Here is a 23,625-nt window from a genome sequence, read left to right on the forward strand (position 1 = left end):
ACGGATGTCGGACCGGACGGATGTCGGGCGGGACGGATGTCGGACCGGACGGATGTCGGGTCGGACGGATGTCGGGCGGGACGAATGTCGGGCGGATGGACGGATGCCGGAGGGTTCGGGCCCATCCGGTCCGACATCCGTCCCGCGGCCCGACAGGTGTCCGCAGGCTCCGGTGACCGGTCCGACATCCGTCCCGGCGGGGCAGGGGGCGGTCCGACATCCGTCCCGGCGGGGCAGGCCACGGTCCGACATCCGTCCCGGCGGGGCAGGGGGCGGCGGGCGTCAGGCGGGGGGCCAGGCGGGGTGCCGGGCCAGGGCCACGCGCGCGGCGAGGTCCGTGCGCACGCGGGAGTCCGGGAGGCCGAGCCCGAGCTCCTCCGCGAGGCCGAGCGCGAGGAGGGCGTGGCCGGCGGCGCTGGGGTGGAACGCGTCGTCGAGCAGTCCCCAGGCGATGTCGTCGTTGCCGGGGCCGGTCCCGGCGGAGAACTCCGCGAACGCGGCGAACTGATCCACGAGGATCACACCCTCCCGCGTGGACACGTCCCGGATCGCCTGCGCGAACTCGCCGATCCTGGCGCGGTCCGGGGCATGCCGGAGGTCTGCGGTGGGCGGCGTCTGCAGCACCGGTACGGCCCCCAGAGCGCGCACCCGGCGCACGAAATCCGTGACCGACGAGGCGAATTCCGCGGTCTCGATGACCGGATCCAGCCACTGCGTGGTGCAGTCGTTCGTGCCGATCATCAGGGTCACCACGTCCGGCCGCCAGTGTGCGACGCGGCGGTCGAAGTCGTCCAGGATCAGATCCGCCCGCCATCCGGTGATCGCGGTGTTGATCACGGCATCCTGCACGCGCCCCAGGTCGCCGCGGATGAGCTCATGCAGGTGGTCGACGTAATTCCGCGCACCGCGGGTGTGGATGAGGCCGTGCGTGATCGAGTCGCCCGTGAGCACCCAGGTGAGCGGCGCCCCGGAAGCGAGCAGCCCCCGGAGCGCCGCACGGTCGTCCGTCATCCGGTGACCCTGAGCTGCACGTCGATGAACCGCGGACGGTAGATCGACGCGTCGTCGTACACGTCGCCCACGTTGTCGAACGTGTTGACGTTGTAGGACACCAGGATGCGGTTGCCCTGACGCAGGTTGGGGTGCTCGTGCGCGTTGTACGTGAACACGTCGGGGTCGCCGTAGCTGCCGAGGGCACCGGTCTCGGGCGTGCGGTACAGCTCGACCGGGTCGGTGAACGGTCCGGTCGGCGAGCACGAGGTGCGCGCGACGATGCGGGTGCTGAACAGCTCGGACGTGTCCTGCGTCACCAGCAGGTAGCCGTCGCGGAACGGAGCGACACTGAACTCGTTGGCGACGTAGGGCACCACGGGCACCGCATCCGTCTCGGCCGCCGACCATCCCGTGCCGTTCCAGTACGTCCACGTGCCCTTGAGGCCGTTCCGGTCCTGCGCGCGCGCGACGTAGGCCGACCGCACGCCGCCGGGATCCGCGATGCCGTAGATGTACGTGGTGCCGCGTTCCTCGAGCGTCCAGGACCCCCAGTTGATGCCCGTCGCGGACGGCAGGTCGACGATGGACTCCAGCTGCAGGGTGTCGCCGTCGAGCGTGGCGAGCCGGTTCGCCGTCCAGGCGAAGTCCCACTGGCCGGTGCCGGTGCGGGCGAACTGCAGCAGCGGAACCTGCACGGTCCCGTCACGGCCGGGTGTCGGGTCGCCGATCCAGTACCACTTGCCATCGGGCTCGGGCGGGATGATGCCGGCCGGGTCGTCGGGGGTGCCGCCGGTGATGGTGGTCAGGGTGCCGCGACGGTCCTGCACCACGACCGAGTTGTTCACGAAGGGGGAGTCGGTGGGGCGCGAGCCGTCGGGGTTCACCGTGCCGAGGAAGGTGTCCGAGAAGAACCAGCCCGTCTTCCCCTTGCCCAGCGGCAGGGAGTACGTGCTGTCGCCGCCGGTCCATGCGCCGCCGGTGTCGCCGTAGGTCGTGAAGGCGTCGGTCAGGCTCTGATCCACGCTCGCCGTCGCCGTGAGCGTCTTGTCGACGAGGGAGCACTGACCGGGGCCGTGGCCTCCGCCGTGTCCGCCTCCCGTCGGTACGGCTGCGGTCGCCGGGGCGGCGAACAGCGCGCCGGCGCAGAGGGATGCCGCGGCGAGGGTCGCCGCGATCGTGCGTCTTCTCATGTCGATCACTCCTTCGTGTTCGGGTACTGCTTCGGTGGTGCCGGTCACCGTCCGGGAGCTTCGGTGATGCCTCCGGAGGCGTCGATGTCGTAGGTGCGCGTGCCGACCCGCAGGCCGCGCAGCAGGGCGTGCGGGTCGAGCGCCGCGACGCAGCCCGCCGCGCGCACCGTCCCGTCCGCGGCGACCGAGATCCCGAACAGCGCTTCGATCACGAGCTCGATCCAGGCACCGGACGAGGAGCACGCCCAGTCGATGATGTACGGCAGCTGCGGGGGAGCCTTGCGGGCGCCGCCGTGGATCCCCGGCACGGCCTCCTCGACGAAGTGCGCCTGCCCCATCGGGCCCTGGTTCGCGGTGCGCGACAGCCCTTCGATCCAGTCGGTGAGCACGCCGGGGGCGCCGAGGGCCGCGAGCGCGCGTCCGGCGTCGGCCGGCCATGCGGGGTAGGCGCCGTTCCACTGATGGTCGGGGCGCACGCTGTAGCTCGCATCCGGATCCCACGGCGAGAGCGCGCGCATCCAGTTCTCGGTCTGCAGCTCGCGCTGGAAGAACGCGACCATCTCATCGCGCACGCTCGGCGCCAGGTCGTCGGCGATGGTGGTGCCGACCACGCTGAAGTCGTAGCAGTGCCGCACGGGCAGCCGGGTGCCGTCGGGCTGACCCGCGGTGAAGACTCCCGTGCCGGGAAGGTAGCGGTCGATCACGGCCGGCAGCAGTGCGTCGGCCTCGGCGCGCAAGCGAGCGGATGCCGTCTCATCGCCCTGCAGGTCGGCGAGGTCGGCGGCGGTGCGCATGCTCCACACGTTCGCGGCGTTGAGCCCGGCGACTTCGTGCGTGTACGAGCTGACGCACTCGAGGAGGTTGTCGATCTCGCCGTAGTCCGCGAGCGCGCTGTCCTGCCGCAGGTCCTTCCATGCGGTCGCCCAGTGCCGCACCGACGCGGCGATCGTCTCGTCGGCGACCACCTCGTCGAGGAAAGCCGCATCGCCCGTGAAGCGCACGTAGTCGTGCACGAGGCGCGTCATGGCGTAGTCGTTCACCGAGTACCAGCGCCCGACCGGGCCGCCGGTGAGCGAGGAGGTGCCGAAGTGCGAGTGGATGTCGAGCGAGATCCAGTGCCGCACCTGGGTGCGCATCTCGGCGGGGTCGAGCAGGGCATGGCTGACCGAGCTGAGGCTGTAGTCCCAGATGAACGTGGTGGTGCCCCAGTAGTTCGGCATGAGGGTGTCGTAGGACCGGCCGAGCACGTTGCCCGCGAAGTCGCGGCGGAACCAGATCACGCCCAGCACCGCCCACCAGTACAGGCGACGCAGGGGAGCGGAGGCGGTCTCCAGTACGGGCAGTGCACCGGAGAACTCGTCGTCGTCCGGGTCGAAGGCGGCGCGCAGCTGCCGGTTCCAGAACTCCTCCGCCGCCCGGACCGCACCCGGGACGTCCGCGGCGACCGCCATCCACGTCTCCGCCGCCTCGGCTTCCGAGAGTCCGACCGCCTGCACATATCCGGTGCGCTCGGCGCCTCCGGCCGGGACCGACAGTGTCACGTCGAGGTCGCCGCCGCGCCCGTTCCCGCCGATGCCGACGTCGAACTCCGGGGGCGCCGACCCTGCCGAGGCGTCGGCCACTCCGCTCAGCGCCGCCGATCCGCCGACCAGTCCCTGCACGCTCCAGGCTGCATCGTCCGCCGCGGCGAACACGAGCCGGTCGCCGTCGACGAGCACGCTGTCGCGCTCCGACGGAGACTCCGCATCGAGCCAGGCCGCCGCCGACCGGGTCACCCGCGCCGCGGCCGACAGCCCGATCCGCACCTCCCGCGTTCGCTCGCCCGTGTTCCGCACCGCGATGTCGATCGCCACCGCCGTCCGCCCCGGCACGCACACCGTCGTCGTCTCGATCTCCAGCTCCCCCACGGTCGCGCGTCGCACCACCCGGTCCGGGCGCCACTCGTGCGTCACCGGGACGCCGTACGACGCGAACAGCCGCCCGTCGACGAACAGCACAGCGGTCTGGGTGAGCCCCTGCGACACGGGCGGGAACTGCACGGCGTTGAGGGCGGTGAGGTCATGGTCGACGCGGACGGTGCCGAGCATGTTCGTCAGGCCCGAGGGCGCGATCATGTCGTCATAGTGGTGCGTGACCGCATCGGCGGCCAGATCCTCGACGGTGGGGATGAGCGGATGCATGATGCCTTTCGCGGCGGAGGGGCGGCGGGGTGGGGGTCAGTACTGCCCGAGCGCGAGGCCCTTGGCGAAGAACCGCTGCGTGCACAGGAACAGCACCACCGTGGGGAGCGAGACGAGCACGGCCGCGGCGAGCACGACCGACATCTGCGCGCCGCCGTAGGTGCTCTGCATGCCCGACAGGGTGGTGATGATGGGACGGATGTCGTCGGACTGGCTGAGCGTCAGACCGAGCAGCAGGTCGTTCCACACGAACGTCGCCTGCAGGATGAAGATCGCGACCAGTGCGCTCGACGCCATCGGCAGGTAGAGCCGCGCGAAGATGCGCCAGGTGGTCGCTCCGTCGAGCACCGCGGCCTCGAACACGTTGTGCGCGACGCCGGTGAAGAAGTTGCGCATCACGAACGCCGAGAACGGGATCGAGATCACCGTGTAGATGATGACCATGCCCACACGGGTGTCGAACAGCCCGATGCGCGAGTACGCGTCGAACAGCGGCAGCAGCACCATCTGCAGCGGGAACACGGTGCCGCCGAAGATCACCACGAACCACAGGAACCCGCGCTTGAGACGCAGTGCCACGATCGCGAAGCCGGCCGCCGCGCCGACGAGCACGGCGATGGTCGGCGAGACGATCGAGTAGATGAGGGTGCTCAGGATGCTGTTGCCGAGCCCGGAGAGCTCGAACGCCTGCGCGAAGTTCTCGAAGAGGTGGAAGTCGGTCGGGATCCAGGACTCCTTCGAGGTGAAGGTGAGCGGGTCCTTCATCGCGTTAACGACGAGGAGGTACGCCGGCAGCAGCCACACGATCCCGAGGATGACGAGCACGGCGGTGCGGATGAACTTCGACATCACATCTCCTTCTTCGGGGAGAGCTGCTGGCGCAGGTAGAGCACGGAGGCGAGGAGCGTGATGACGGTGAGGAACACCGCGATCGCGGAGCCGAGTCCGTAGTCGCTGTTCACGAACGTCTCCTTGTACATCGTCAGCGCGAGGGTCTCCGAGACGGTGCCCGGTCCGCCCTTGGTCATGCCCCACACGATGTCGAACGTCTTCAGGCTCGCGACGATCGAGAGTCCGACGACCACGGCGGTCAGCGGACGCAGCATGGGCCACAGGATGCTGGTGAACAGGCGGATCCCGCCGGCCCCGTCGATGCGCGCGGCCTCCAGCGGCTCCTTCGGGATGGCCTGGAGGCCGATCGTGAACAGCAGCGCGTTCACGCCGACGCCCTGCCACGACGAGGCGATGATCATCACGATCGTGTTCAGCGGAGCATCCAGCAGCCACCGTGGCGGATCGGTGACGCCGAACGCGGCGAGCGCCTGGTCGAGCGCCCCGCCGGAGGAGAGGATGAACGACCACACCACGCCGACGCCGATGCCGGACAGGGCGTAGGGGATCAGGAAGGGCAGGCGCAGCCAGATGCCGCCGCCGAGGTTCCAGGTGAGCAGCGCGATCGCCAGGCCGATGCCGACCGGGATGATCAGGGTGCCGATCACCCAGAGCACGGTGTTCATCGCGGAGCCCACGAAGTCGCCGTCGGTGAACATCTCGACGTAGTTGTCGAGCCCGATCCAGTCGGGGCTGCCGAGGCCGTTGTACTCCGTGAAGCTGAGGAACACCGTCCACAGCAGCGGAAGGTAGAGCAGGATCGCGACCAGGATCACGCCCGGGGCGACGAAGCCCCGGGCGGACCACTGGTACGGCGTCTTCTGGTGCGCCATCCGCCCGCTTACTCCTGCTCTGCCCAGTACTTGTCGGCGGTGGCCTGGATCTTCTCCAGGAACGGCATCGGGTCGCCCGGGTTGGCGTTGAACGCGCCGAACTGCTCGATCGCGGTGGTCACGATTTCGGTGGGCATGGCCTCGAAGAACCGGTCGTAGAGCATGTAGTCGTCACCGGCGATCTGCTCGCCGATCTCGGCCAGCGCGGGGTCGGAGACCTTCGCCTTCGGGTTGAACGCCACGTCGCCGTGGGCGTCGTTCCACGCGGTCTGCGCGTCAGGCGACATCCACCATTCGGCGTAGGCGAGTCCGAGGACGCGCTGCTTCGAGTTCTCGGCCGTGCAGATCGGACCCGACTCGACGGCGACCGGGGTGGCATCGAGGTCGTCGCTCACGGCGGGGATGGCGAACATCCCGTAGTCGTCGGAGGTCATGCCCGCGCCCTCGAGGTTGCCCGCGAAGAACGTGCCGAAGTTGATCATGGCGTAGTCGCCCTGCTTCAGGCCGACGGCGGGATCGGTCGTGCTGCCCGCGTCGCTGAACCAGCCGTTCTGCTGCTCCTCGAGCCAGACGTTCATGATGTCGACGATCTCCGGGTCGGTGTACTTGACCTCGCCCGTGGTGAGTCCCTCGTACAGATCGGGGTCGGTCGAGGCGACCAGGTGCTGGAACCACTGGAAGGTGAACAGCACGCTGGTCTGGTAGTACGGGGTGACCCCGGCGTCCTTGAGCGTCTCCGCCGCCGTGTTCAGCTCGTCCCACGTCGTCGGCACCTCGATGCCGTTGTCGGCGAAGGCGGCCTTGTTGTAGAACATGATCCAGTAGGCGATGTTCATCGGCACGCAGTACTGCTTGCCGTCGAACGTGTAGCTGTCGCGCAGGTCCTCGCTCACCCAGCCCTCGTCGACCGCCTTGCTCCAGATGTCGGTGGTCTCGGCGACGAGCCCCTCGTCGACCAGCTGCTTCAGCGAATCGCCGGTGTGCCAGGTGAACAGGCCGGGCGACTTGTCGGTGCGGAACGACTGCTTGATGAACGCGTCGTACTGGTTGGCGTCCGAGTAGCCGGTGGTCTTGAGGGTGATGTCGACGGCGTCGCCGCTGACCTCGTTGAGCGACTCGAAGTCGGGCTTCCACGCCGCTTTGTCGGTGTAGAAGTTCAGCGTGCCGGTCACCTCTCCGCCGTCTCCGGATCCGGAGTCGCCGGAGCAGCCGGCCAGCGCCAGGCTGCCGAGGAGGAGACCGGCCGCGGCGGCGGCGATCTTGCGTCGCGAAATCATTCAGAACTCCCTTGTTCGTTTGGTATCGTTACCAGAAATCTGGATTCACGCTACCAAGGTGATGAGTGCGGTGCAAGGGATTCCTGGGAAGGAGGCCCCTGCGTTCGGGTGGTGCGGCATTGCAGGTGCTGTGTTCAGTTGTCGCTCGTGCGCGAACCGCGCACGTACGCCTTGACGGTCGCGAAGCGGGTGCTGCGCGCGTTCTCGGTGCGCTCGATCCGGTACGCCCCCACGGCCGCCGGGACGATGAACGTCTCGGCGTAGTGGATCGTGAAGGGCTCGAAGGCGCCGGTGGGACTGACGACCCTGACCTCATCCCCCTCGACCAGATTGAGCACGTTGACGGTGCCCTCGGTGTCGTGGTCGGCGCCCTGGGAGAACCAGTGCCGGCGCACCTCGATGAACTCGAGTTCGTGCAGGCCCGTGCTCTCCTCGATCACGTCTCCGTCCGTGCGGATGGTCTCGACCCGGTCGAGGAGATTGTCGCCGACCCAGCTGGTGTCGCGGTCCCACTGGATGTTGCGGGCCCCGTGATCGAGGTGCACGGGGCGCGGGATGCCGTCGAGGCCGACGCGGCCCCAGTCCCAGAGCTTGAAGGTGAAGATGAACGGCGTCGCCGAGATCTCCAGCACCATGGAGTCCGCTCCGGAGCAGTGCACGGTGCCGGCCGGGATCGCGAAGTGGTCGTGCTTGCGGGCCGGGAACGAGTTGATGTACTTGTCGGCGGGGAACGGATGCTCGCCGTCCTGGGCTGTCGCGAGGTCCTGCAGCATCTCGGAGCGGTCGATGCCCTCCTTGGTGCCGAGGTAGACCACCGCGTCGTCTCCCGCGTCGAGCATGTAGTAGCTCTCGTCCTGCGTGTAGTGCATGCCGAACGTGTTCTGGATGTAGTCGGTCAGCGGATGCACCTGCAGGCTGAGGTTGCCGCCGTCCATGGTGTCGAGGAAGTCGAACCGGATCGGGAACTCGGTCCCGAAGCGGGAGAAGGTCTTCGGTCCGAGCAGGTCGACCGGGCGGCTGAACACCAGATCCAGCGCGGGGATCTCGACCACGCCGCCCTCCCCTTCGAGCAGGAGGGAGTTCTCCTCGGGGACGCAGTCGAAGCACCAGGCGTAGTTGTCCTTCGAGGGGTCGAGGCCGATGAGGTTCTTCATCCACTGCCCGCCCCACACGCCGGGGTCGAAGAACGGCACGACGCGGAACGGCCGGTGCGCGGCATCCTTGAGCGCCTGGCGGAACGCGGCGCCGGTGATCATGCCCGCCTCGGGGGAGTCGGGGTGCTGCTCGGCCGGGGCGATCGCGTTGCCGTCGAGGACGAAGTCGACCGTGTCGAACAGGCCGCGCTTGTGGCGGTCGGCCACCCGCCACTCGACGAAGAAGCCGCGCTTGTACTTGCGGAGGTTGTCCTCGTCGGGGTTCGCAGCCCGCCAGTTGGTCGCGCCCTTCCGCTGACGCAGCTGGATCTCCCACCGGGCCATGTCCACCAGCACCGTCGCGGCCGGACCGGCCAGGCGCGGGGCGAGCAGTGCCGCACCCCACCCGATCACGACGGTCGGCGTGTCGGCGAGGGAGGAGGCGAGGGTGTCGAGCTGTCCGGCGTCGTAGAAGTCGTCGAGCGTGAAGTGGCTCATGACGCCGAAGACCCGGTCGTCCGTGAGGTTCGGCGCGATGAGCTGCTCGACCTCCGCCACCGGGCGTGCGGCGACCTCGACGTCGACGAGCGTCCAGTCCGGCAGGGCCCCGCGCACCTGCACGGTGAGGGCTTCGACATCGACGCCCGGGTACGTGTCGACCAGCAGCACCGGGGCGGTGCCCGTCACGCGGGCGCAGGCCTCGGCGAGTTCGGCGGCGGCGGTCCATGCGTCCGCACCGCGGAGGATGCGCTCCCCCTCCGGCAGCGCCACGGTCGGCTGGGTGTCGTAGCGACCTCGGGTCGTGTGCCCTTCGTGCATGTCGCTGATCGGGGTGGTCACTGTTCCTCCTGCGGTGTTGCGGTGTGAAGGTGCCCGGCGCGGGCGAGGACGCTGAGTCCACGCGCGACGGAGAGCTCGGGTTCCGGCGGGACGACGAAACGGGGCGGAGTCAGCGACGGCCACAGGTGCGCGCGCACGTACGCCTCGATGGGTGCACTCACGGCGTCCCCCGCTCGGAGGATGCCGCCCGAGAGGATCACGACCGCCGGATCGTACGAGTGCACGAGCGACGTGACGACCGCGCCCCACACCCGCAGGTACCGCTCCCGGATCTCCCGGTGCGCCTCCCCCGCGAACACCTCCGCCATCGTGACCCGCCCCGCCTGCGTCGCCGAGCCTTGGTCCCGGGTCGCCGAGCCTCGGTCCTGGGTCGGTGATTCTTGGTGCTGGGTCGCGGAGTCTCGGTCCTGGGTCGGTGATTCTTGGTCCTGGGTCGCGGAGTCTTGGTCCTGGGTCGCGGAGTCTTGGACCTGGGTCGCTGAGCTTGTCGAAGCGCCCCCCACGTGCGCCGCTTCGTCCTCCGGTTGGGTGGCCGAAGAGTCGTCCCCCGTCGAAGCGCCCAGCGCCCACGTGCTCGCGAGGGCCTCCCCGCAGCCGATGTTGCCGCAGGGGCAGACGGGTCCGTCGAGGTCGACCGTGAGATGTCCCCCGAGGATCCCGGCATGCCCGGTCCGTCCGCGGAGCGGCATCCCGCCCATCAGGACAGCCGTGCCGATCCCGGTTCCGAGAGTGACGAGCACCGCGTCGCGTGTGCCCGCGGCGCTGCCGGTCGAGGTCTCGCCGATGAGGGCTGCGCGCGCGTCGTTCTCCACCGCCGCCGGGACTCCGAACTCGGCGAGGGACCACGCGCTGAGGTCGAGGTCGCGGAGGAAGTCGTACTTCGCGTTGGCGTGCAGCATCCGCCCGGTGCCGGGTTCGACCACCCCGGGCACGGCGATGCCGACGGCCTCCGGCGCGCCGGTCTGCTCGAGGAGACGGCGCGCTTCGACGGCCGCGGCGGCGAGGTCGGACGGACCACCCTGCACCGCGATGCCTCCCGAGGCGAGCACACGGTGGCCGTCGATCACGGCGAGCTTGATCTCGGTGCCCCCGAAATCGATGCACAGCTCCATCCGGCCTCCTCGTCGATGATTGGTAACGTTATCAACGAGGTTGACGGGTGTCAACACCTTCGTTCACCCGACGATCCGCCGAGGGATGGACGATCCCCCGTCCTTCCTTCACGACTCTGTCCGGGATTCGTCCGGGCCTCGGGGCATTGTCCGGCCGAGGTCCCGGAAAGAGGAGACACCGGCCCCCGGAGAGTCCCGTGCCGCCCCCCTGTTCCCGGTGACGATCGACCGAGGGGTGGACGATCCCCCGTCCTTCCTTTACGACTTCGTCCGGGATTCGTCCGGGCCTCGGGGAATCGTCCCCCGATGCCGAACGGCCGGAGTCAGCGGACGCCGCGGAGGGACACGGGGAGCTCGATGGCGCGGGCTGGGGTCTCGCGTTCGCCGCCGTCGAGTCGGTCGAGGAGGAGCCGTGCGGCGGTGCGTCCGAGCTCGCGAGGGTCGTGGTCGATCACACTGATCGGCACGGGCGAGAGCTCGGCGAGTTCGAAGTCGTCGAAGCTCACGATCTCCGGGAAGTCCGCGGGCGTTCTGGTCCCGTCGCCGAGCTGGGCGCTGATCTCCTTGAGTGCACCGATGGCGTTGCGGTTGTTGGCGCAGAAGATGGCGGTGGGTGGATGCTCCGCGTCGAGCAGGGTGCGCGTGGCCTCGCGGGCCTGGTCCACGGTCTGCTGGTTCGTCGCGACGAGCTGCGGATCCACGGTGACGCCGCGCTCCTCCAGGGCCCGCACGAATCCGGCGTAGCGGCGTCCTCCGGTGAAGATCGACAGGGCGTTGCCGAGGTAGCCGATGCGGGTGTGGCCCCGATCGAGAAGTGATTTCGTTCCCCGATAGGCACCGTCGTCGTCGGCGAGGACCACGCTGTCGGCGGCGAGTCCGTCGATGCGCCGGGAGGCGAGCACCACGGGGACGCCCTGGTTCTGGGAGTGCGCGAGGTGGGCGGAGGTCGTGCCGGCGGGCACCACGATCAGGCCGTCCACGCGGCGGCCGAGGAAGTCGCCGACGAGGTCGGCTTCGCGGGCGGCATCCTCGGAGGTGTTGCCGAGCAGGATGCGGCGTCCGGTCAGGGCCGCCTCCTCTTCGACGCCGAGCGCGAAGGTGCTGTAGTACGGGTTGGCGATGTTCGTGATCGCGACGCCGATCAGTCCGCTGGAGTGACCGGGGCGGATGCTGCGGGCGTTCTCGTTGCGGTGGTAGCCGAGTTCGGCGACCGCTTCCATGACGCGCTGCTGCACGTCGGGCTTGACGTTGAGTCCGCCGGAGAGCGTGCGAGACACGGTCATCGGGCTCACGCCGGCCCGGACCGCCACCTCCTTCACGGTGGGGCGGCGCGCGCGTTCGCTCATACTGCCCTCCGGGGTGTGGTGCCGACGATCCAAGGGAACGTTACCAGCGGCCCCTCGCGCGTGGGAGCGGAGTCGACGTCATGGATGGAAACGCGACGTGCACGGCGGAGCGCCCGTCCGTAGATTGGTCGGACCCTGCCGTGGAGGAGCCATGCCCGACGACTGTCCGTCCCACCCGTTCGATGCGCGTACGCGGATCTCGCTCGACCGGCCGCAGAGCCGCAAGTGGAGCCTGCATCCGGGACGGATCGGCGCCTGGGTGGCGGAGATGGACTTCGGTGTGGCGCCCGTGGTCGCCGAGGCGCTGCACCGGGCGATCGACGACGAGAACCTCGGCTATCTGTCGCCGCCGCAGGCCGCGGAGCTCGGGGAGGCGACGGCCGGGTGGATGCGCGAGGAGTACGGCTGGACCGTCGACCCGGAGCGCGTGCATCCGGTGTCCGACGTCATGGCAGCGCTCGGGGTGGCGGTGCAGGAGTACGCGCCCGCGGGCTCGCCCGTGATCGTGCCCACTCCCGCATATATGCCGTTCCTGACATACCTGCCTGCGATCGGGCATCCGGTGATCGAGGTGCCCGGCGTCGAGGTGGACGGTCGCTGGCAGCATGACCTCCAGCGGATCGACGAGGCGTTCGCTGCGGGGGCGCGGACTCTCGTGCTCTGCAATCCGCACAACCCGACCGGCACGATCGCCGGGCGGGAGGAGCTCGAGGCGATCGCGGAGGTGGTGGAGCGGCATGGCGGACGCGTCTTCGCCGACGAGATCCACGCTCCGCTGCGGTACGACGGTGCGCCGTTCGTGCCCTACGCGTCCGTGTCGGACGCGACGGCCGCGCACACCGTCACAGGGACGAGTGCGTCGAAGGCCTGGAACATCCCGGGGTTGAAGACCGCGCAGTTGATCACCTCGAACGATGCGGATCAGGAGTTGTACCGGCGCTTCGGTTTCGCGGTGCAGCACGGCGCGGCCACTCTCGGCGTCGTGGCGTCGACGGCCGCGTACCGCGCGGGCAAGCCCTGGCTGTCAGACGTGACGGCCTACCTCGACGGGTCGGGGCGGGAGCTGGCGACGCTCGTGGCGGAGCACCTTCCCGGAGCGGTGTACCGGGCGCCCGAGGCGACGTACATCGGATGGATCGACACGAGCGCGCTGGGGATCGACGGTCCGCCGGCGGAGTTCTTCCGGGAGCAGGCGGGAGTCGTGCTCACGGAGGGCCGGCTGCTCGGACGCGGGTACGAGGAGTTCGTGCGGGTGGTGTTCGCGACGCCGCGACCGATCCTGCGGGAGGCGCTCGCCGCGATGGGCGAGGCCGTGCGCGCAGCGAGGCCCTGACCGGCATATCGGACGTGCGGGCCGAGGGTGTCAAGGGCCTCTCGTATGTCCGTCGCCTGACGTAGAAAGGGATCTGAGAGAAGGGATCCCCGCATGGCCGCAGGCGACATCGAGACTTTTCAGCGCAACGGGATCTGGTTCAACCGGATCCAGGGCGAATCGCACACCTTGGGCAGCAGCTTCGAGACCCAGGAGGAAGCCGTGAAGGTCGGACGCGGTGCGGCCGTCGCACGTCAGGTCGCACACAGCGTACGCACCGAGGAGGGTCCGTCGACGGATGACAGCGTCTACGACCGTCACCCCCGCGACCTGATCGGCTGAGCGGCATGGCGTCCGGCTCCGGTCCCACCCTGTCGAGACGAGGCATGCTGCTGCAGGCATGCGTCAACGGCGCTCGCGACATCGCGGAGCATCCGTGGCTGAGTGCGGATGCGACGGTGGTCGCGGCGGATGCCGCTCGCGCCGTCGCGGCCGGAGCTGCCGAGGTGCACGTGCACCCTAAGGACGCCGCCGGCCGCGACAGCCTCGCCCCCGACGATGTCGCGCGGTGGCTGCGAGCTGTGCGGGAGGCGTGCCCCGACGTGCCGGTCGGAGTCACCACAGGGGCCTGGGCGGAGCCGGACGTCGCGCGGCGTCTCGCGGCGATCGAGGCCTGGGAGGAACTGCCCGACTTCGCATCCGTCAACTGGCACGAGGCCGGCGCCGACGATGTGGCTGCGGTCTTGCTCCGGCGAGGCGTCGGCGTCGAGGCCGGGCTGTGGGACGCCGCGGGCTTCGAGGTGTGGAGGCGGTCGCCCGTTCGCGGGGAGTGCCTGCGCGTGCTGATCGAGCTTCCGGATGAGGCGGCCGAGACCGTGCGTGATCACGCCGAGGGGATGATCGCCCACGTCGAGCTGGAAGAACCCGGGGTCCCGATCCTGCTGCATGGCGAGGAGGGGTCGACCTGGCCCGCGTTCGACGTCGCCGTGCAGGGCGGCTGGGATTCGCGGATCGGCCTCGAGGACACGCTCCTGCTCCCCGACGGGAGCACCGCCCCGGGCAATGCCGCGCTCGTCCGGGCCGCTGTCGGGCGGATGCGGGGCGTCTGATCCCGACGGCTCGGTGGATGCGGCATCCTGGGCCCATGTTCAGCGACTCGCTTCTCGCCATCCTCCTCATGAACCTCGGGTATCTGCTGGTCGGGGTCGTCGTCGCCTGGTTGGTGATCTATTCGGCTGTGCGCGCCGCGCTGACATCCCACCGGAAGGCGATGGAGCGGGAAGGACGGCCCGGTCCGGTGTGAGCGGGCCTGCTCAGCGCCCGCCGTCCCACCCAGCCCAGTCCGGGCGGTCGACGATGCAGAAGCGGTTCCCTTCCGGGTCTTCCATGATGACGTAGTCCGCGTCGGCGGGGCGGCCGTCCCAGTGCACCTCCAGCGCGCCGAGCTCCGTGAGCCGACGGACTTCGGCCGCCTGGTCCTCGGCGTAGATGTCGAGGTGGATGCGCGGCGGCAGCACCCGTTCGGAGTGGTGAGCGTCGAGGGCGATGCACGGGGTCTCGGCGTCGCGCGGCTTGAGTATGACCCAGTCGTCTTCGGCGGGGTCCCGTTCCACGTAGTCGAGCGCGGTCTTCCAGAACCGGGCCTGGGCGGGCAGGTCATGGACGCGGAGGACGATCGACACGATCTTCAACATGCGGTCAGCCTAGGTCGGGCGCGGCGAGGATCCACGGGGTTGCATCGACCCGGGGATCGTGCTCAGGGGCGGACCGCGGACGCGCGCATATCGGTACTCTGCGGAGATGGCCGGCGCGTGGGACCCGGGATGTCGTGGCGATTCCGTAGGGTGCGGGGATGAGCATTCCGTCCGAGTCCGGTGCCCCGGCCGACGATCGTGCCGCGGAGCACGCTGCCGTGGTCGACCTCGAAACCGAGGACTGGCAGCAGCGGCAGAGGTTTCTCCGTCGTCTCTCGTGGACCATCTCTTGGGTGCTGCCGGTGCTGGCGCTGATCGTCGGAATCGCCCTGACCGCGAACGGGACGATCGCCCAAGAGACCCCTGCGGGCGGTGGCTTCGTCGACGTGACGTTCCTCACGGTCTGGCCGGCGGGACTCACGCTGCTCGGGAGCGGTTTGCTGGGCACGGTTGCCGTCGCCATCGCCACGGCGGTGCTCGCGGAGAAGCGCGCCACCGCCGGTCCGCCGGCGTCCTAGCCCGCCCCTAGGCGGAGTCCCCGGCTCAGCCGTCCGCTCCCTGCTCCGCGCGACCGAAGTCGCTCGCGAGCCAGGACTCGATCGACGCGAACGGGAACTCGCGCTCCGCATGTGTGCTCGGAAGCGTCCGTGCGGAGCGGATGCGGTCGAGTCGGAACAGCCGCCAGTCGTCGCGGTCGACATCGAATCCCACGACGTACCAGTGGGATCGGCGGAGGAAGTGGCGGTGCGGTTCGATCACCCGCTGCGTCTCCCGGCCGTGCTGGTCGGTGTAATCGAAGGCGATGCGCGCGCCCTGCGCGACCGCGTCCGCGAGAAGTCCGGCGAGCGCCCAGTCGACCGGCGCCGGGTCGGCGCGGAGGATCTGTGTGGACAGCGCGGTCGCGGCCGCACGGCGACGAAGCGCGGGCGGAAGCACCTGTTCGAGCTTGCCTCGTGCGACCGCCGCGGAAGGGTCTTCCGGGCTCCAGGTTTCGAGCACGAGCAGGCTGGTGATGATCGTGGTGACCTCGTCGGCGTCGAGCAGCAGCGGCGGGATCTTCGTTCCGGGGCGGAGCCGGTATCCCGCGCCGGGACCCGGACGGGAGTGGATGTCGTAGCCGAGGTCGCGGAGGCGCTGGGCATCGCGGCGCACGGTCCGGGCGCTCGCGTCGAGGCGTTCGGCGAGCTCGACGACGCTCCACTCGCCGCCGGTCTGGAGCAGGGAGAGCAGATGCAGGGTGCGGTTCGAGGGTGACTCCACGGAATCCATCATCGCTCCGGATGCGGCCAGAATCAGGCCGTATCTGGCTTTACCGTGGTCGGACATCGACGAGAGGACGATCATGCGAATCGCTGTCACCACCCCGAATGGCAATGTCGGCAGCCACCTGACGCGGATGCTGGTGCGAGCCGGCGCCCGCCCGCTGTTGCTCACGCGGCATCCCGACCGGATCGCCGACAAGCTGCGGCCGTATGTCGACATCGCGACCGCGGACTCGCAGGACGCGGCCGCGGTCGTCGCTGCGACCCGTGGCGTTGATGCCCTGTACTGGGTGGATCCGTCCGTCATGTCCGACGACCCGCTCGCCGACTACGACCGCGCCACCGACGCCCTCGTGCGCGCGGTCGAGGCGAACGGGATCCGGCGGGTCGTGTTCCAGAGCAGTGTCGGTGCGGAGAAGCGTCACGGCGCCGGAGAGATCGATGGTCTCGCGGCGACCGAGCTCGCGCTCGATGCCCTCGACATCGACGTCACCCACCTGCGCTGCGGGTACTTCTTCAGCAACCTGCTGCTCGACCAGGAGGCGCTGGAGGCCGGACGGCTGCAGACCGTGCTGCCTCTCGAGGCGCGGATGCCCTGGGTAGCGCCGCGCGACATCGCCGAGGTGGCGGCGCTGACCCTGCTCAACCGGGATTGGACCGGCCGGCGCGTCCAGGCCGTGCACGGTCCTGCGGATCTGAGCTGGCCGCAGGTCGCCGAGATCCTCACGCACGAGCTCGGGCGCGAAGTGGTCGTGGAACGCATCGAGGACGACGACATGCGGCAGGCGCTGCTGTCTGCCGGGATGCCGCCGGCGATGGCGGATGCGGTGCTCGGGATGTCGACCGGACTGCGCGACGACTTCACCCCGGAACAGGAGCGTTCCGTCGTGACGACGACGCCGACCACGCTGCGGTCCTGGGCGCGGGAGGAGCTGCTCGGGGTGTGACGAAACGCCGGTTGTCGTTCGCTATTCGATTCGTTTGAACAGCCGAGGCTGGTCGTCTCGCTCGAGACGAACCCTCACAACGTCTCGCGGCACGCCAACCTCAATCGCGACCCAGGCGCGAGTGACCATCACGCTCTCAGCCCACGTCTGGAGCACGTCCAGCTCGTCCGGTTCTCGTCGGTTAGCGTGTTTCAAGGCGTTGTATGTCGCAACCGTCCGCGCGGCCCACGCGGTCCCCTCGAACGGGAGGGTGTCGCCAACATCGACAAGAATGCGATCGAAGCGTCTCCGAAGGCTTGCTCCTCGAGCTTCACCTTCGGAGCTGCCGTCGCGCATGAGGAGCAGGTAGCCAAGCGCTTCCAGGCCTGGCCCGGTATGGGCCAGGAGGGTGTGCGGATGCGCCTCAACAATGTCGATGCTACTGATCACGGGGTCAAGGGCGCGCGCGAAACTCTCTCGCACGGCTATCCAACGACGAAGACCCTCGGGGCCGATCTCGTCATATCTGATTAGGTGTTTTGGCAAACCACTGTGTTGTGAAACGCGAGGCTCGGCAGGGACGACTACTTTTCGCCACTGGTCCCCATGCGACTTACCGTCGAGCGTCTTGAGCGGATCGTCCTTTCGCATCGCGGACACCGGTACGCATGATTCGTTTTCCCATAGTGAAAGAACGAGCAAATCTCGAATGGCGTTGTGAAGGTTGAGGTGATCGTCCCAGCCCAATGGCTCAGAGCCCTGCGTAACGCAGTGAACGGCATCGAGCAGGACCCGGCGATCACTACCTCTATCCGGACCATACTGCCAGTAAGGGCTCAGTCTGAGTGAGACACCATCGAACAAGCCAATTTCAGTTGCAGGCCTATTGACCGAGCGTATGGCGATGCCGGGTAGCGAATGCGTGTCGAGTTCCTCGACCCAAGAAGTTACTCCAAGCCACTGCCTTAGCCCAGAGATTTCCGTCTGGATACCGTGCGGACGCTCGAACTCAATGTCGCGTTCAACGTCAAGAATGGCGGCCCTCGCCCGGAGGGTTCCACTGCCTGGGCCGAACGCGTTTGCGTGGTATCCCTGCGCCCAACATCGGATGAGTAGCACCGAGCCGTGAGAATCGTGAAAGAGCACGCGTTTTGGCACAGGCCGGGACACATCAGGCTCAGTGCCCTCCAGATAGCCGCCATTTCGGAGGAACCAGTCTGCGTAGGGGACGTCGGGAGTCGACCATGCAATAGTGAGGTCGATTCCCGCCTTAGTTCGTTCGAGAGTCACCTTGACCTCTGGAGTGTCCGGGTACGCGTCGAAGAGGTCGCCAGTTCGCCGCGTTCCCTCCGTCAAGTCGTTAGCCATCTGCCTCTCCTGGCGCCAAACTACCAGGGGCTCCATATGCGAAACGCCCCCGCCGTTCGGGTCGGCGGGGGCGTTGGCTTCGCACGGGTGGTGCTTACTGCACCGACCATCCGCCGTCGGAGGCGAGGATGGCGCCGTTGATGTTGACGGCGTCGTCCGACAGCAGGAACGTGATCGACGCGGCCAGGTGCTCGGCGGTCGCGACGGTGGGGATGGCCTGCTGGAACGGGGCGAGGCGGCCAGAGCCGTACTCGGACATGTTCGGGGGCATCGGGATGCCGGTGGCCACGCCGCCGGGGGCGACGGAGTTCACGCGGATGCCCTTCGGCCCGTACATGAAGGCGGCGGACTTGGTGACCCCGATGATGCCGTGCTTGCTGGCCGTGTAGGCGTTGCCCGAGGCGTTGCCGCGGAGGCCCGCCTCGCTCGAGACGTTGAGGATCGCGCCGCGACCGGCCTTCTCCATGACGGGGATGACCGCGCGCATGAGCTTGAACGGAGCGGTGAGGTTGATCGCGATCACGCGGTCCCACACGGCATCCGGGGTCTCGCCCGCAGGGGAGAAGTCGTCGTTGATGCCGGCGACGTTCGCGAGCCCGTCGATGCGGTCGCCCGCGGCGGCGAGGACGGCGTCGATCGCGTCCTGCTTGGTGAGGTCGCCCGCGACCGTGACGATGTCGGCGTCCGGGAGCTCGGCCTTGAGAGCATCGAGCTTCTCGGCGGCGATGTCACCGGCGATCACGCGTCCGCCTTCGCGGGCGATGCGCGAGGCGGTGGCCTTGCCGATGCCGGACGCGGCGCCCGTGACGATCACGGTCTTGCCGGCGAAGCGGCCGGCCGTGACCTTCTCGGCCCAGCCCTCGGAGGCGTCGTCTTCGGGGATCTCGCCGTTGTTCGCGGCACGGACGAGGTCATCGACGACCGACTGCGGGAGCTGGCCCTGGCTCATGGCGACGAGCTGCTGCAGGGGGAGTCCGAGCACGGGGGTGAGGAGCTCGGGGTCGGCGCCCGTCTGCTCGAAGAGGCCACGGATGAGCGGGCCGCCGGTGGGGTCGTTCATCCAGTCGCCGATGGTGGAGTGTGCGGTGAGGGCCATGCTCTTTCTCCTTGCTCGGGTTTCGCAACGGTGCGTCTACTTATGTTCCAGTGTACGCCTCTGTACGCTCGAATGGTGCCCCGTCCTCGCAGTGAAAAGGCCCGCCAGTCCGTGCTGGAGGCGATGCGTCGTGCGCTCGCCGCAGACGGCTACGAGGCCGTGACGATCGAGGGTCTCGCCGAGTCGGCGGAGGTGTCGAAGCAGACGATCTACCGGTGGTGGCCGTCGAAGGCCGCGATCCTCGGGGAAGCGCTGCTCGAAGGCTCGGTCCCCGGGTCGGACGCGGTCGTGCCGATGACGAACGACCTCGGCGCGGACCTGCGCGCGTGGTTCACGGCGGTGTCCGCGGGGCTGGCTCGGCCCGAGGGCGTGTCGCTGGCGCGGGCGCTCATCGAGGTGACGGCGGCTGATCCGGAGTTGGGGCTCGTGTTGAATGAGCGGCTGGCGGCGCCCATCCGGGAGTGGGTGGCGGAGCGGATCGCTCGCGGACGCGCGGACGGAGACGTGCGCGCAGACGTGGATGCCGCCGCGGTCGCGGACGAGTTCATCGCGATCGCGTCGTACTCCGCTCTGATCGGGCAACCGTTGAGCGCGGAGCGGGTGGAGGAGACCGTGGTGCGGCTGCTGCGGGGGATCGCGGGGTAAGTGTGGGCTCTCGCCGATGGGCGCTGATTCAGCCGGGTTGGGCGCGCGAGGTATGCGGGGAGTTGGCGACCAACACGGGGTTCGGCAGCAACTCAAGAATATTGCTATGCCCTCATATGTGTGATTAGTTCCTCTGCGTGAGAACAGCGCGAATCGCATCGTCGAAACGGACGTGTCGCTCCGTCGTCATGGCCGGGTTTGGCCATCAGCCTTCTGACTGCTGCTTCCCTCGGTTCTTTCCTCGGCCGAGCAGCTGGTCGTTCTCGCGGAGTGGGAGAGTCACCAGCGCTGTCGCGTACATGCAGATGGATTGCCGGTCGTTCGTCTACACGAGCTCCGGGTCCTTCGGACTGCCCTAAGGAGTCAGGGTTGTGGATGCATCGCTCTTCAGCTGGTGGGGTCTCTTCGTCAGCGCGGCCGTGGTTGTCGCGATTCTCGTCAGCGCATACTTCCTCGTGCGCGGCGTTGCCCGATTCGTCCAGCGTCGGACGGATGGGCGCATCCAGCACCATCCACGTCGCGATCGGTGAGCGCCGCCCAAAGTGGACGCTGTGGCTTTCGTCGTAGCGGCAGCTCTTCTCGCCTGGGGAGCGTTGGTTGGACGAGTCGGAAGACGGGTGGGCATTCTCCTCGCCATCGTGCCGATCCTGGTGTGGTTCGTGGTCATCGGGTGGTTCGCCTGGTCAGGCGCCCTTGACCGCGCCGCCGGGGACGCGCTTCCCGTCTATCTCTTGATCGGTCTCTTCGCGTTTCTCATCGGGGTGGGGCTCGCCCGCCGGCGCAAGCCCCCGAGCGGTGGCAAATCGAGACAGTGATCTGGTGGTCCGGTGCCCCAGTCCGAGGACTCTGCCGTGCGCCGCCGTGTGCTGCGGGGGTGTGCGCACGGATGATGGCTGCTTTCAAGGCGCTGGTGCGGTGCAGGCTAGGTGGATGCGGAGGCGATGTCGTCCGTGTGGTGGGCGTGAGGCCGTCGCTCGCGTTCCGTCGGAGCGGTGCGTGCGGCATCGCGACACGCGAAGCGCGCTTCGTCGACGCGCGCCTGAGGTGCTGCAGGTGATTTCCCCGAACCGCTGCGCAGAGGTGCGGATGTGGATGCCGCCGCGGTCGCTGACGAGTTCATCACGATCGCCGCGTACTCCGCTCTGATCGGGCAGCCGTTGAGTGCGGAGCGGGTGGAGGAGACCGTGGTGCGGTTGCTGCGGGGGCTCGCGGGGTAACTAGTCCGTGGGCGGGGTGAACCGGAGAACGTTGGTCTCACGCCTGCGGAACCCGACGGACTCGTAGAGCCGCAGCGCGGATTCTCGGGATGGGCGGGATGTGAGGTCGAGCGTCCGGAGTCCGCGCTGTTGCGCGAGCTGCGTCATGTGCTCCAGAAGCAGCCGTGCGATGCCGCGCCCGCGTGCAGCCTCGTCGACCACGACGTCTTCGACGTGTCCACGGACCCCAGTCAAGGAAGGTGCGGTCACGAGAGTAGCGGTGCCGACGATGCGCCCAGAGTCACGTGCCACCAGGAGCTCCGTTGCCTCGTGTGCGATGACCGCTTCGGTTCGAGCGCGATCGAATGCTGCGGATGCGGAGAGCTGCACCAGGAGCGATGCAATCGCTTCGGCGTCCGCGTCCGTGAGTTCGCGCAACGATTCGATGGTCAGGGGCGACTCGTCCATCTCGGTACCGTAGCCCGATTCGGGGCGGATCGCCCGAGGCAGCCGCGTGCGAGGTCACCTCGCGTGGCCTTCAAAGGGCCGGAATCTCGGTGCAGGCTAGGTCGATGCCGAGGCGATGTCGTCAGCGTGCTGGGCGTATGACCGCCGCTCGCGTTCCGTCGGAGCGGTGCGCGCAGCATCGCGAAACGCGGAACTGGCTTCTTCGTCGCGCTTGAGGCGTTGCAGGAGGTCTCCCCGAACCGCTGAGTAGAGGTGATGTCCTCCCAGCGAGCTCTCGAGCGCCTCCGTCAGTGCGAGGGCTTCGGCCGGTCGTCCCGCGTTCGCGACGGCGACCGCACGGTTCAGGCGGACGAACGGCGATGCATCCACCTGCTCCAGCACCGCGTAGATGTCGGCGATGCGGGCGTGGTCGATCTCCGTCCCCGAGGCGGGGCGGGCGTACTCGGCCGCGACGGTGGCGCGGATGAGGTGCCGTCCGCCGTGGATGCCCGCCCGTGCCGCCTCCTCGACGGCGTCATCGAGAAGCCGTAGCCCTTCCTCGATCTCGGAGACATCCCACAGTCCGCGATCCTGTTCGTCGAACGGCACGGAGAGGCCGTCGGCCGTGGTGCGTGCCGCGCGGCGGGAGTGCTGAAGAAGAAGGAGGGCGAGAAGCCCGGTGAACTCGAGTCGAGCCGGGGAGTCCGGGGGGAGCAATTGCCGGCACAGCCGAGCAAGTCGGATGGCCTCGGCGCCGGGGTCGGGCTGCAGTGTCGGATCGGAATACCCGATGGTGAACAGGGCGGACAGGACCTCGCAGACGCTCGCACTTCGACTGTCGAGCTGCGCGGCATCCGGAACGCGGTATGGGATGCTCGCGTGAGCGATCTTGGCCCGCGCCCGCACGAGTCTCTTCTCCATCGTCGCGGGTGCGACCGCGAAGATCCCGGCGAGCTGTTCGATCGACACGTTCAGGACGGTGCGGAGCGTCAGCGCCGCGCGGGCCTCCAAGGTCAGTGCGGGGTGGCAGGCGGTGAAGATCAGCTTCAGTCTCTCGTCCCCGTGCGGGAACGCGTCGTCGTGGTCGTCGGATCCCGGGGCGATGTCGGTGCCTTCGTGCGGCTCGTGCTCCAGGCGAGCCACAGCCCGCCGCTCGGCGTCCGCATGCCGGACGAGGTCGATCGCGCGGCGGCGCGCGACGGTCGTGACCCAGGCGGCGGGGTTCGCCGGAACCCCGTCGCCTGGCCACCGTTCGACCGCTCGGGCCAGAGCGTCCTGCACGGCGTCTTCCGCGAGAGTCCAGTCGTGGATTGTGCCGATCACGCTCGCGACAACGCGGCCGTACTCGATCGATGCCACGTGCTGAACGGCGTCCATGGCATCCGGAAGCGTGCCCGGCGGCTCTTCCGGTGTGGTCACATCGTCGTCCCGAGCGGCCACACGGGGCGCACTTCCACCAGGCCGAACCGGGCCATCGGGTGTGCGGCGGCGATCTCGATCGCGGCGTCGAGGTCGTCGGCGTCGATCACGTCGAACCCGGCGATCCATTCGCGGCTCTCGGTGAACGGTCCGTCAGCCACGATCCGCTCGCCGGCTCGGACGCGCACGGTCGTGGCGTCTTCGACAGGCCGCAGACGGTCGCCCAAGACGTAGGAGCCGCTGTCCTGCAGCGACGCCACCCACTCCCCGGCGTTGTCCTCGGCCTCGACGTAGGGCTCAGCGGTCGGGTCGGTGCAGATGAAAAGTACGTAGCGCATGTGTGTTCTCCTCCAGGTCTTTCTACATCTACTTACCCAGACGACGGACGACCACCGGCGCACAGGACACAGATTTGGAAAATGACGGACGACGCCGAAGTCGCTGGACTCCGGTGGGTGCGCCTCA

At 68.7% G+C, this 23,625-nt stretch carries 25 protein-coding genes; 9 read left to right on the top strand and 16 right to left on the bottom strand.

The genetic code is table 11. The annotated features are described in order from the left end of the window. Positions 1-282: 282 nt before the first annotated feature. The 9 genes from CSX12_RS01175 to CSX12_RS01215 all read right to left on the bottom strand — a co-directional run bounded on the left by CSX12_RS01175 (position 283) and on the right by CSX12_RS01215 (position 11,795). Complete coding sequence (locus CSX12_RS01175; RefSeq protein WP_124894567.1) at positions 283-1,011, bottom strand: SGNH/GDSL hydrolase family protein; 729 nt, start codon at positions 1,009-1,011, stop codon at positions 283-285. Then, positions 1,008-2,183, bottom strand: a complete 1,176-nt coding sequence (locus tag CSX12_RS01180; RefSeq protein ID WP_164479513.1) for a DUF4185 domain-containing protein — start codon at positions 2,181-2,183, stop codon at positions 1,008-1,010. Before CSX12_RS01180 ends, CSX12_RS01175 begins: the two co-directional genes overlap by 4 nt. Positions 2,184-2,227: 44 nt before the next feature. After that, complete coding sequence (locus tag CSX12_RS01185; protein WP_206427116.1) at positions 2,228-4,363, bottom strand: hypothetical protein; 2,136 nt, start codon at positions 4,361-4,363, stop codon at positions 2,228-2,230. Between the two features lie 36 nt (positions 4,364-4,399). After that, positions 4,400-5,212, bottom strand: a complete 813-nt coding sequence (locus CSX12_RS01190) for a carbohydrate ABC transporter permease (protein WP_124894569.1) — start codon at positions 5,210-5,212, stop codon at positions 4,400-4,402. Then, entirely contained in the window at positions 5,212-6,087 is an 876-nt protein-coding gene (locus CSX12_RS01195; protein ID WP_124894570.1) for a sugar ABC transporter permease, read from the bottom strand. Before CSX12_RS01195 ends, CSX12_RS01190 begins: the two co-directional genes overlap by 1 nt. Before the next feature lie 8 nt (positions 6,088-6,095). Then, positions 6,096-7,364 carry an ABC transporter substrate-binding protein gene (locus tag CSX12_RS01200; protein WP_124894571.1) on the bottom strand — a complete coding sequence of 423 codons (1,269 nt, stop codon included), beginning with the start codon at positions 7,362-7,364 and terminating at the stop codon, positions 6,096-6,098. A gap of 134 nt (positions 7,365-7,498) precedes the next feature. Beyond that, a complete protein-coding gene (locus tag CSX12_RS01205) occupies positions 7,499-9,337 on the bottom strand; it encodes a class I mannose-6-phosphate isomerase (protein WP_124894572.1) in 1,839 nt (612 codons plus the stop codon). Beyond that, positions 9,334-10,449 (bottom strand): ROK family protein, encoded by a 1,116-nt coding sequence (locus CSX12_RS01210; RefSeq protein WP_124894573.1) that lies wholly within the window; start codon positions 10,447-10,449, stop codon positions 9,334-9,336. Before CSX12_RS01210 ends, CSX12_RS01205 begins: the two co-directional genes overlap by 4 nt. 323 nt (positions 10,450-10,772) lie before the next feature. Then, complete coding sequence (locus CSX12_RS01215) at positions 10,773-11,795, bottom strand: LacI family DNA-binding transcriptional regulator (protein WP_124894574.1); 1,023 nt, start codon at positions 11,793-11,795, stop codon at positions 10,773-10,775. Positions 11,796-11,946: 151 nt separating this feature from the next. On the opposite strand from CSX12_RS01215, the gene CSX12_RS01220 reads away from it, so the two are divergent. The 4 genes from CSX12_RS01220 to CSX12_RS18420 all read left to right on the top strand — a co-directional run bounded on the left by CSX12_RS01220 (position 11,947) and on the right by CSX12_RS18420 (position 14,410). Next, on the top strand, positions 11,947-13,128 hold the full coding sequence (locus tag CSX12_RS01220) for an aminotransferase class I/II-fold pyridoxal phosphate-dependent enzyme (protein WP_124894575.1): 1,182 nt from the start codon (positions 11,947-11,949) through the stop codon (positions 13,126-13,128). 93 nt (positions 13,129-13,221) lie between these two features. After that, the gene (locus tag CSX12_RS01225; RefSeq protein WP_124894576.1) at positions 13,222-13,449 is read left to right on the top strand and encodes a DUF2188 domain-containing protein; all 228 of its coding nucleotides are present in this window, start codon (positions 13,222-13,224) and stop codon (positions 13,447-13,449) included. A gap of 5 nt (positions 13,450-13,454) precedes the next feature. After that, the gene (locus tag CSX12_RS01230) at positions 13,455-14,216 is read left to right on the top strand and encodes a 3-keto-5-aminohexanoate cleavage protein (RefSeq protein WP_241160528.1); all 762 of its coding nucleotides are present in this window, start codon (positions 13,455-13,457) and stop codon (positions 14,214-14,216) included. Positions 14,217-14,251: 35 nt separating this feature from the next. Beyond that, on the top strand, positions 14,252-14,410 hold the full coding sequence (locus CSX12_RS18420) for a hypothetical protein (RefSeq protein WP_164479514.1): 159 nt from the start codon (positions 14,252-14,254) through the stop codon (positions 14,408-14,410). Positions 14,411-14,420: 10 nt separating this feature from the next. On the opposite strand, the gene CSX12_RS01235 is transcribed toward CSX12_RS18420, so the two are convergent. Beyond that, entirely contained in the window at positions 14,421-14,801 is a 381-nt protein-coding gene (locus CSX12_RS01235) for a VOC family protein (RefSeq protein ID WP_124894577.1), read from the bottom strand. Between the two features lie 158 nt (positions 14,802-14,959). On the opposite strand from CSX12_RS01235, the gene CSX12_RS01240 reads away from it, so the two are divergent. Continuing rightward, positions 14,960-15,319, top strand: coding sequence for a hypothetical protein (locus CSX12_RS01240; RefSeq protein WP_124894578.1), 360 nt, complete (start codon positions 14,960-14,962; stop codon positions 15,317-15,319). A gap of 25 nt (positions 15,320-15,344) precedes the next feature. Here the strand turns inward: CSX12_RS01240 and CSX12_RS01245 are convergent, their stop codons facing one another. Beyond that, entirely contained in the window at positions 15,345-16,070 is a 726-nt protein-coding gene (locus CSX12_RS01245) for a WYL domain-containing protein (protein ID WP_124894579.1), read from the bottom strand. A gap of 73 nt (positions 16,071-16,143) precedes the next feature. On the opposite strand from CSX12_RS01245, the gene CSX12_RS01250 reads away from it, so the two are divergent. Further along, entirely contained in the window at positions 16,144-17,010 is an 867-nt protein-coding gene (locus tag CSX12_RS01250) for an NAD(P)H-binding protein (RefSeq protein WP_124894580.1), read from the top strand. A 21-nt stretch (positions 17,011-17,031) separates the two neighbouring features. On the opposite strand, the gene CSX12_RS01255 is transcribed toward CSX12_RS01250, so the two are convergent. Further along, entirely contained in the window at positions 17,032-18,357 is a 1,326-nt protein-coding gene (locus CSX12_RS01255) for a HEPN domain-containing protein (RefSeq protein WP_124894581.1), read from the bottom strand. 94 nt (positions 18,358-18,451) lie between these two features. Continuing rightward, complete coding sequence (locus CSX12_RS01260) at positions 18,452-19,453, bottom strand: SDR family NAD(P)-dependent oxidoreductase (protein WP_124894582.1); 1,002 nt, start codon at positions 19,451-19,453, stop codon at positions 18,452-18,454. 75 nt (positions 19,454-19,528) lie between these two features. On the opposite strand from CSX12_RS01260, the gene CSX12_RS01265 reads away from it, so the two are divergent. The 3 genes from CSX12_RS01265 to CSX12_RS18790 all read left to right on the top strand — a co-directional run bounded on the left by CSX12_RS01265 (position 19,529) and on the right by CSX12_RS18790 (position 21,315). Then, complete coding sequence (locus CSX12_RS01265; RefSeq protein ID WP_241160529.1) at positions 19,529-20,098, top strand: TetR/AcrR family transcriptional regulator; 570 nt, start codon at positions 19,529-19,531, stop codon at positions 20,096-20,098. Between the two features lie 617 nt (positions 20,099-20,715). Next, a complete protein-coding gene (locus CSX12_RS01270; protein ID WP_124894583.1) occupies positions 20,716-20,913 on the top strand; it encodes a hypothetical protein in 198 nt (65 codons plus the stop codon). A gap of 273 nt (positions 20,914-21,186) precedes the next feature. Next, a complete protein-coding gene (locus tag CSX12_RS18790) occupies positions 21,187-21,315 on the top strand; it encodes a hypothetical protein (RefSeq protein ID WP_277425108.1) in 129 nt (42 codons plus the stop codon). Here the strand turns inward: CSX12_RS18790 and CSX12_RS01280 are convergent, their stop codons facing one another. From CSX12_RS01280 to CSX12_RS01290, 3 genes are all read right to left on the bottom strand, one after another. Continuing rightward, positions 21,316-21,762, bottom strand: coding sequence for a GNAT family N-acetyltransferase (locus tag CSX12_RS01280; RefSeq protein ID WP_124894584.1), 447 nt, complete (start codon positions 21,760-21,762; stop codon positions 21,316-21,318). Between the two features lie 96 nt (positions 21,763-21,858). Then, positions 21,859-23,160: a DUF6596 domain-containing protein gene (locus CSX12_RS01285; protein ID WP_124894585.1), complete on the bottom strand. Its 1,302-nt coding sequence runs from the start codon at positions 23,158-23,160 to the stop codon at positions 21,859-21,861. Continuing rightward, positions 23,157-23,498: a YciI family protein gene (locus tag CSX12_RS01290; RefSeq protein ID WP_124894586.1), complete on the bottom strand. Its 342-nt coding sequence runs from the start codon at positions 23,496-23,498 to the stop codon at positions 23,157-23,159. The genes CSX12_RS01285 and CSX12_RS01290 overlap by 4 nt, the downstream gene beginning before the upstream one ends. Between the last annotated feature and the right edge of the window lie 127 nt (positions 23,499-23,625).

This window comes from Microbacterium sp. Y-01, assembly GCF_003856715.1.
GTDB classification, from domain to species: Bacteria; Actinomycetota; Actinomycetes; order Actinomycetales; family Microbacteriaceae; genus Microbacterium; species Microbacterium algeriense.

Excerpts from the sequence above, each read along its gene's own strand:
- CSX12_RS01245 (WP_124894579.1), bottom strand. The coding sequence starts at position 16,070 with ATGGATTCCGTGGAGTCACCCTCGAACCGCACCCTGCATCTGCTCTCC.
- CSX12_RS01215 (WP_124894574.1), bottom strand. The coding sequence starts at position 11,795 with ATGAGCGAACGCGCGCGCCGCCCCACCGTGAAGGAGGTGGCGGTCCGG.
- CSX12_RS01250 (WP_124894580.1), top strand. The coding sequence starts at position 16,144 with ATGCGAATCGCTGTCACCACCCCGAATGGCAATGTCGGCAGCCACCTG.
- CSX12_RS01255 (WP_124894581.1), bottom strand. The coding sequence starts at position 18,357 with ATGGCTAACGACTTGACGGAGGGAACGCGGCGAACTGGCGACCTCTTC.
- CSX12_RS01235 (WP_124894577.1), bottom strand. The coding sequence starts at position 14,801 with ATGTTGAAGATCGTGTCGATCGTCCTCCGCGTCCATGACCTGCCCGCC.
- CSX12_RS01175 (WP_124894567.1), bottom strand. The coding sequence starts at position 1,011 with ATGACGGACGACCGTGCGGCGCTCCGGGGGCTGCTCGCTTCCGGGGCG.
- CSX12_RS01200 (WP_124894571.1), bottom strand. The coding sequence starts at position 7,364 with ATGATTTCGCGACGCAAGATCGCCGCCGCCGCGGCCGGTCTCCTCCTC.
- CSX12_RS01225 (WP_124894576.1), top strand. The coding sequence starts at position 13,222 with ATGGCCGCAGGCGACATCGAGACTTTTCAGCGCAACGGGATCTGGTTC.
- CSX12_RS01290 (WP_124894586.1), bottom strand. The coding sequence starts at position 23,498 with ATGCGCTACGTACTTTTCATCTGCACCGACCCGACCGCTGAGCCCTAC.
- CSX12_RS18420 (WP_164479514.1), top strand. The coding sequence starts at position 14,252 with ATGTTCAGCGACTCGCTTCTCGCCATCCTCCTCATGAACCTCGGGTAT.
- CSX12_RS01260 (WP_124894582.1), bottom strand. The coding sequence starts at position 19,453 with ATGGCCCTCACCGCACACTCCACCATCGGCGACTGGATGAACGACCCC.
- CSX12_RS01240 (WP_124894578.1), top strand. The coding sequence starts at position 14,960 with ATGAGCATTCCGTCCGAGTCCGGTGCCCCGGCCGACGATCGTGCCGCG.
- CSX12_RS01185 (WP_206427116.1), bottom strand. The coding sequence starts at position 4,363 with ATGCATCCGCTCATCCCCACCGTCGAGGATCTGGCCGCCGATGCGGTC.
- CSX12_RS01180 (WP_164479513.1), bottom strand. The coding sequence starts at position 2,183 with ATGAGAAGACGCACGATCGCGGCGACCCTCGCCGCGGCATCCCTCTGC.
- CSX12_RS01230 (WP_241160528.1), top strand. The coding sequence starts at position 13,455 with ATGGCGTCCGGCTCCGGTCCCACCCTGTCGAGACGAGGCATGCTGCTG.
- CSX12_RS01280 (WP_124894584.1), bottom strand. The coding sequence starts at position 21,762 with ATGGACGAGTCGCCCCTGACCATCGAATCGTTGCGCGAACTCACGGAC.
- CSX12_RS01220 (WP_124894575.1), top strand. The coding sequence starts at position 11,947 with ATGCCCGACGACTGTCCGTCCCACCCGTTCGATGCGCGTACGCGGATC.
- CSX12_RS01190 (WP_124894569.1), bottom strand. The coding sequence starts at position 5,212 with ATGTCGAAGTTCATCCGCACCGCCGTGCTCGTCATCCTCGGGATCGTG.
- CSX12_RS01210 (WP_124894573.1), bottom strand. The coding sequence starts at position 10,449 with ATGGAGCTGTGCATCGATTTCGGGGGCACCGAGATCAAGCTCGCCGTG.
- CSX12_RS01195 (WP_124894570.1), bottom strand. The coding sequence starts at position 6,087 with ATGGCGCACCAGAAGACGCCGTACCAGTGGTCCGCCCGGGGCTTCGTC.